5 protein-coding genes and 1 pseudogene are annotated in these 6,272 nt (G+C 46.7%); 4 read left to right on the top strand and 2 right to left on the bottom strand.

Features of this window, described 5'->3' with window-relative positions; translation table 11 throughout:
* Nucleotides 1–158: 158 nt before the first annotated feature.
* Nucleotides 159–335, top strand: a pseudogene (locus tag AAC978_RS11075) (IS3 family transposase); the annotation flags it as partial.
* A 67-nt stretch (nucleotides 336–402) separates the two neighbouring features.
* Here AAC978_RS11075 and katG read toward each other — a convergent pair.
* Complete coding sequence (gene katG, locus AAC978_RS11070; RefSeq protein ID WP_341548101.1) at nucleotides 403–2,595, bottom strand: catalase/peroxidase HPI; 2,193 nt, start codon at nucleotides 2,593–2,595, stop codon at nucleotides 403–405.
* A gap of 280 nt (nucleotides 2,596–2,875) precedes the next feature.
* Here katG and AAC978_RS11065 point away from each other — a divergent pair, with 280 nt between their 5' ends.
* A complete protein-coding gene (locus AAC978_RS11065) occupies nucleotides 2,876–3,601 on the top strand; it encodes a type II toxin-antitoxin system Phd/YefM family antitoxin (RefSeq protein WP_341548100.1) in 726 nt (241 codons plus the stop codon).
* 149 nt (nucleotides 3,602–3,750) lie between these two features.
* Here the strand turns inward: AAC978_RS11065 and AAC978_RS11060 are convergent, their stop codons facing one another.
* Entirely contained in the window at nucleotides 3,751–4,530 is a 780-nt protein-coding gene (locus AAC978_RS11060; protein ID WP_341548098.1) for a helix-turn-helix transcriptional regulator, read from the bottom strand.
* A 331-nt stretch (nucleotides 4,531–4,861) separates the two neighbouring features.
* On the opposite strand from AAC978_RS11060, the gene AAC978_RS11055 reads away from it, so the two are divergent.
* Together AAC978_RS11055 and AAC978_RS11050 are read left to right on the top strand one after the other, a co-directional pair.
* Nucleotides 4,862–5,692 carry an SDR family NAD(P)-dependent oxidoreductase gene (locus AAC978_RS11055; RefSeq protein WP_341548096.1) on the top strand — a complete coding sequence of 277 codons (831 nt, stop codon included), beginning with the start codon at nucleotides 4,862–4,864 and terminating at the stop codon, nucleotides 5,690–5,692.
* The gene (locus AAC978_RS11050) at nucleotides 5,670–6,245 is read left to right on the top strand and encodes a hypothetical protein (protein WP_341548094.1); all 576 of its coding nucleotides are present in this window, start codon (nucleotides 5,670–5,672) and stop codon (nucleotides 6,243–6,245) included. Before AAC978_RS11055 ends, AAC978_RS11050 begins: the two co-directional genes overlap by 23 nt.
* Nucleotides 6,246–6,272: the final 27 nt, after the last annotated feature.

Genomic DNA, 6,272 nt, shown 5'->3' with positions numbered 1-6,272 from the left:
TATTTTTTATGCGGCAAACTTTGCCTTGTACCTCAGAATACGCTTGTTCTCTGGAATGGGATATTGTGCAGGAGAATCTGTTTCAAGTGCAGCAGCCCGAACTTCCATAGGAGCACGGTTGTCGAAGCGTTCCTGAAGCCGGTCATAGTTATAGAAATGAATTCTTCGGAATCCTAAAATCGGAACTTCTTTATATTCAAGAATTCGACTCTATTGAACATTTCATCCAAGAGCTACATGATTATATTCAGTACTATAATAATCGCAGAATCAAATCCAAATTAAAAGGAATGAGCCCGATTGAATATCGAACTCATTCCAATATGGTTGCTTAAAGATTTTTTTCTAACTTTTCGGGTTCAATTCAAAATGGCGGTTTTTCTCAATTAATATAAACCTAACTCAGGACAAATCAAACCGATCGACATTCATTACTTTATTCCAGGCGGATACGAAGTCGTTAAGGAATTTATCTTGTGCATCGCTGCTGGCATAGACTTCGGCCAGTGCCCGAAGTTGAGAGTTTGAGCCGAAGACCAGATCGACTCTGGTACCGATCCATCTTAGCGCGCCTGTGGCCCGATCCCGTCCCTCGTACAGAGCGTTTTCTTCGGAAACTGCTTTCCATTCGGTGCTCATGTCCAGAAGATTAACAAAGAAGTCGTTGGTGAGAGTTTCCGGACGCTTAGTAAAGACACCATGTTGCGATTGGTTGTAATTTGCATTCAATACACGCAGGCCGCCGAGAAGAACCGTCATCTCCGGAGCGGTCAGGGTGAGAAGTTGAGCCCGGTCTACCAGCATTTCCTCTGCCGATGCAGAATATTTGCCCTTTAGGTAGTTGCGGAAACCGTCTGCTTTTGGTTCCATGACGGCAAAGGAATATACTTCAGTCTGCTCCTGCGTTGCGTCGGTGCGGCCCGGCTTAAAAGGAACGACTAGGGTGTGACCAGCGTTCTTAGCGGCCTGTTCGATACCGGTGGCACCGCCCAGGATGATTAAGTCGGCCAGTGAAACCTTCTTGGAGCTGGACTGGGAGCTGTTGAACTCAGCTTGGATCTTTTCCAGAACGGCCAACACAGTGGCTAACTGCGCAGGCTGATTAACTTCCCAATCCTTCTGAGGAAACAAGCGGATGCGTGCTCCGTTGGCTCCGCCCCGTTTATCCGAACCCCGGAAGGTGGAAGCGGAAGCCCAGGCTGTGGCGACCAGCTGGGAGACGGAAAGGCCGGAAGCCAAGAGCTTGGCTTTGAGCTCAGCGATATCCTGTTCCTCGATTAACTTGTGATCGACAGGGGGGACAGGGTCCTGCCAGATCAACTCTTCCTCAGGAACTTCGGGGCCGAGATAGCGGGAGCGGGGTCCCATGTCACGATGAGTCAGCTTGAACCAAGCTCGGGCAAAGGCATCGGCGAACTCCTCCGGGTTATCCCGGTATCTTTTGGCTATCGGTCCGTAAATCGGATCCATTCTTAGGGAGAGGTCCGCCGTAGTCATCATAGGGGCATGGCGCTTGGCAGGATCGTGAGCATCCTGAACAGTAGTTGCCGCGGCCGGGTCGGTGGGAATCCATTGCCATGCGCCGGCGGGGCTTTTCACCAAATCCCAGTCATATTTAAATAAGGTATCTAAATAACCCATATCCCAGGTGGTGGGGTTGGGTTTCCAGGCACCTTCGATACCGCTGCCGATGGTATCCCCACCCTTGCCGCTACGGAAGGTGCTTTTCCAGCCTAAACCCTGTTCTTCCAGCCCGGCGGCTTCCGGTTCCGGCCCGACATGGGAGGCAGGACCAGCACCATGGCATTTGCCAAAAGTGTGGCCGCCGGCAACTAGGGCGACAGTCTCTTCATCATTCATGGCCATACGCGCGAAGGTATCCCGCACATCGCGGCCGGAAGCGAGCACAGTGGGTTGGCCATTGGGACCTTCCGGATTAACATAAATCAGTCCCATCTGCACTGCTGCAAGGGGATTTTCCAGATCCCGCTCCCCGGAATAACGTTGGTCGCCCAACCATTCACCTTCAGAGCCCCAATAAATATCTTCTTGCGGTTCCCAGACATCCACACGACCGCCGGCGAAACCAAAAGTTTTCACTCCCATGGATTCCAAAGCACAATTGCCGGCTAGGATCATTAAATCAGCCCAAGAGATTTTATTCCCATATTTTCGCTTAATCGGCCAGAGCAAACGGCGAGCCTTATCCAGATTCACATTATCCGGCCAGCTGTTCAACGGAGCAAAACGCTGAGTTCCGTTGCCGGCGCCGCCCCGTCCGTCGGCCAAACGGTATGTACCGGCACTATGCCAAGCCATTCGTATAAAGAGGGGACCATAGTGACCGTAGTCAGCCGGCCACCAATCCTGAGAGTCGGTCATCAGTGCATAAAGATCTTGCTTTACGGCAGCCAAATCAAGCTTCTTGAATTCTTCTGCGTAGTCGAAGTCTGGGCCAAGGGGATTACTCAAGGGGGAGTTTTGGTGAAGAGTATTAAGGTTTAACTGATTGGGCCACCAATCTCTGTTCCTGGTGCCACCTCCTGCATTGGTATTACGGGTGTGACCCGTTACCGGGCATCTTTTTTCCTCCATGAAATGACCTCCTTTAATTTTATAGTTTGAGAAAAACTGCATAAATCTCGATAAAGAGATAATGCAAATTATAATCATTATAAATTTAATTATATATTACTTCTTGAGCATTGCCAATATTTATCTTTAAAAAATGAGTATGTTTTAAGACTTTAAGATTGATTTTAAAATGGAAGTAAAGCAGAGGACGATTGCATTAGCTAACTTGATAGATCTACATTGACAGATTAGCTAAATAGATGAATAATAATAAGCAAATAGCTAATATGGAGGCATAATAATGAGGGTTCCATCGACGGAGGTTCAAAACAATTTTGGCAAGTACTTAAAGTTTGTGGAGGTCAATGAAGAAATCATCGTGACCAAAAATGGCAGAGATATTGCCAGAATCCTGCCCTGTGATGACCCCCAGAAAAGTCCGGTGGCCGAAGAGGCCGCGGAGTATCAAACCCGCGGAGAAAAAGTGACCTATGAAGAATTTATGGAACTGGTGGAGGACTCCGACCAGCGGTTTGAGCTAATCGACGGCGTCATTTACAACTTGCCTTCCCCCTCATATGAACACCAATATGCCGTTGGCGAAATAATGGGTACCTTTTATATTTGGTTTAAACACAAAAAGTGTATTCCCCTCACTTCACCCTTTGATGTTACCTTATTTAAAGCACAGGACAACATCTGTGTGGTTCAGCCGGATATCCTCGTTATCTGTGACCCTGAAAATATGGACAAAAAGGGTAAGTATAAAGGAGTGCCCACCCTGGTGGTTGAAGTTCTGTCAACCTTCACCAGAAGCAAGGATATTATCAAGAAGCTGGAGCTATACCGGCAGTGCGGCGTGAAGGAATACTGGATGGTTGATCCGAAAAATAAGCTGATCAACATCTATGTTCTTGAGCAAGAGGAAATAAGCGACATCAGGGCTTTTCAAAAGGGGGCTCATGAATATGCTGAATCGTCCTATTTCAGTGGCTTGAAGGTCGAGCTGGCTGAGGTTTTTTTGTAGGAAGCGGCTAGTCGATGAGCAAGCGCAGGACACAAAGAGGGCTATGTTTTCCAAAGCTGAAAACATAGCCCTTACTAATCTGGCTTTATCTATTGCCGTCGGGATCTTTGGCTCTTTGCCGGTAAGTTTGGGAACCGCTACCGGTCATGCTAATTCAGTGTATCGGATGTATCTCCTTGAAAATAGCTGAATAAGGCGATGATCAACTCTTGCCGGTTGGATACATTAAGCTTGGCATGAATATTGGCAATATGTCGATATGTAGTGGACCGGCTTATGAACAATTTGTTGCTTATATTATTTGGACTTACTCCTTCGTAGAGTAATTCAGCTATCTCAAGTTCTCTTTTGGTAAGTAGACATTTGATGTCCGGATTTTTCTTATAAGAAGTGTCTGATGTCACAGAAACAAATGTATTTCTAAGTAAGTTTTGCAGATGGGGATGGACAATGCTAATTAATCCTAGATCTTTATTCTGATATCCCGTACCACTTGTCCGGTCAAAGCAAAAAATCCCTTTCCCAAAAGCGTCGTCATAGAGCGTAAACCCCAAGCTGTGTTTTATACCTTGGGGCTTGATATAGTAGGTAACAAATTCATCAATCTTATGATTCTCCCAATCAGTTACAGAACCGTGGATTTCCGGATTGGAATATTTACTATTGCGAAAGATCGAGTAGCGGCTGTTTTCTATTTTTGAATAATAAGAGAGATAATTCTCGCTCCATCTTTTTTCCACGCCACATAAAAACTCATTACTTACTTGCCCATTATTGTTGATGATATAGATACGAGCTTTATCATAGTATATCAGCGCATAGAGTTTATCCATCACTTGCATGCAAAAGTCTTTTGGTTCCCAGGCATTCTCTATATCGAGTAAGAAATCATGAATTTTCAACCACTGCAAATGATCAAATTGTATCATGATCATAATCCCCCTCGTATAATAATATCATCCGTTGGCAAAAGGAACTGGATGATTCTGGCTATCTATTGTCAATTATATCACAAGATTCAGGTGATTCAATTTATTCTATGGTTCAAGCCAAAATGATTTGACGTGAAAAGATGCTTTCACGTCCTTTTTATTTGCAGCATGTAGATGAGGCAAAATTACACAATATTACGAAAATTACATAGTTTTGTGTATGGAAAGCCAAGTTGATTAAACTGATAATATAACCAGATTCACCAACTCCCCTGGGGCGATAAGGACTGATGTGAAGCATTGATGATAATGAAAGGAAGTGTTTACTATGGCGGACAGATTAAAGGGTAAAATCGCTATCATTACCGGTGCCGGAGCCGGCATGGGCAAGGCAACCGCTCTGGAATATTTGCGTGAAAACTGCAAAGTTCTGGCGATGGACAATAAAGGCGACCGACTGGCTGTTCTGCAGAAGGAAGCGGAGGAGATGGGCTTGGCAGCAAATCTGGTTCCCTTTATCGGTAATATCACCAGCAATGAAGACTGCGCTCATGCTGTTGAGGCAACCGTTAAAGCTTTTGGATCTCTCAACGTACTGGCACACTTTGCCGGATGCATGGACTATTTTGCCACGGCTGAAGAAGTGACAGACGAAGACTGGGATTATGTGCTGGCCGTCAATTTGACCGGTTCTATGAAGATTTCCCGTGCATGCCTGAAGTATTTCCTTTCTAATGAAATCAGAGCAAGTATGATCTTAGTCACCTCCAACGGCGCGGTAGAAGGATGCACCGCCGGTGTAGCCTACATAGCCTCTAAGGGCGGTTCTGAGTCTCTAGCCCAGTGCATGGCCTTCGAATATGGTCGGAACGGCATCCGCGTTAACACTATCCAGCCCGGTCCCTTTATGACTGCGATCAGCGCCGATCCTGCGTGGGGGGCGAAGGCTATGGCTAACAAAGGTGCTGCAATCCATCGTGGTAGCGGCTACAACAAAAGCTCCCGGGACTGGATTCTCGCCGGAGAATGGGTCACAGAAAGATATGTCGCAGCCGATCCTAAGCATATAGCAGGAGGCGCAGTATATCTGGCCAGCGATGAGTCTGCCTTCATGAATGCAGGCACCCTGAAAATCGATGGCGGTATCTGCCTCGGTTAATTGGAGTCAACAAATAGAGGAGAGGGATACCGTGCCTGATAGCCCAGTAAAGAACTACAGGGGCGTTAAGGTGGAGGAGGTTAAAAACGCGACCTTCGCTGAAAACGCCGAAATGCAGATGAAGGACGCTGTCCTTGATAAGATCCTTGCCAAGGTCCTGGAGGCTAACGACATCGAGGTTCCGCAGGACCTAGTCGATAATGAAGTCGCAATGATGGTCAGGGAGCTGAAGCATAAGCTCAAATACGAGAGTATGGTGCTCGGCGGATATACCGACTTCAGGCAGGAAGATTTAACTGCTCAGATGGATAAGTTCAAGGAAGAAGCCTTCAAGTCGGTGAAGACCAGAATAGTGCTCAAGGGAATTATCGATGCAGAGAGCTTTGAGGTAACCAGAGAAGAGCTGGAGGAAGAGGCGAAGTCCATAGCAGCCAGGCAGCACATACCCCTGGATATGGTGAAGGATTTTCTCGGCGAGGATCTGGAGTTGCTGAGAGATGATTTACTGGTAAGAAAGGCCATCGACTTCGTTTATGTCAACGCTATCATCTAGTGGGGGACGCTGCCGTTGGTGGGCCAA

This window comes from Desulfitobacterium sp. THU1 (genome assembly GCF_038181555.1).
Lineage (GTDB): Bacteria > Bacillota > Desulfitobacteriia > Desulfitobacteriales > Desulfitobacteriaceae > Desulfitobacterium.
Note: the sequence above shows the minus strand (reverse complement) of the source record. Positions and strands in the feature narration are given on the sequence as shown.

Coding starts and splice junctions, on each gene's coding strand:
- AAC978_RS11060 (WP_341548098.1), bottom strand. CDS start 4,530: ATGATACAATTTGATCATTTGCAGTGGTTGAAAATTCATGATTTCTTA.
- katG (WP_341548101.1), bottom strand. CDS start 2,595: ATGGAGGAAAAAAGATGCCCGGTAACGGGTCACACCCGTAATACCAAT.
- AAC978_RS11065 (WP_341548100.1), top strand. CDS start 2,876: ATGAGGGTTCCATCGACGGAGGTTCAAAACAATTTTGGCAAGTACTTA.
- AAC978_RS11050 (WP_341548094.1), top strand. CDS start 5,670: ATGGCGGTATCTGCCTCGGTTAATTGGAGTCAACAAATAGAGGAGAGG.
- AAC978_RS11055 (WP_341548096.1), top strand. CDS start 4,862: ATGGCGGACAGATTAAAGGGTAAAATCGCTATCATTACCGGTGCCGGA.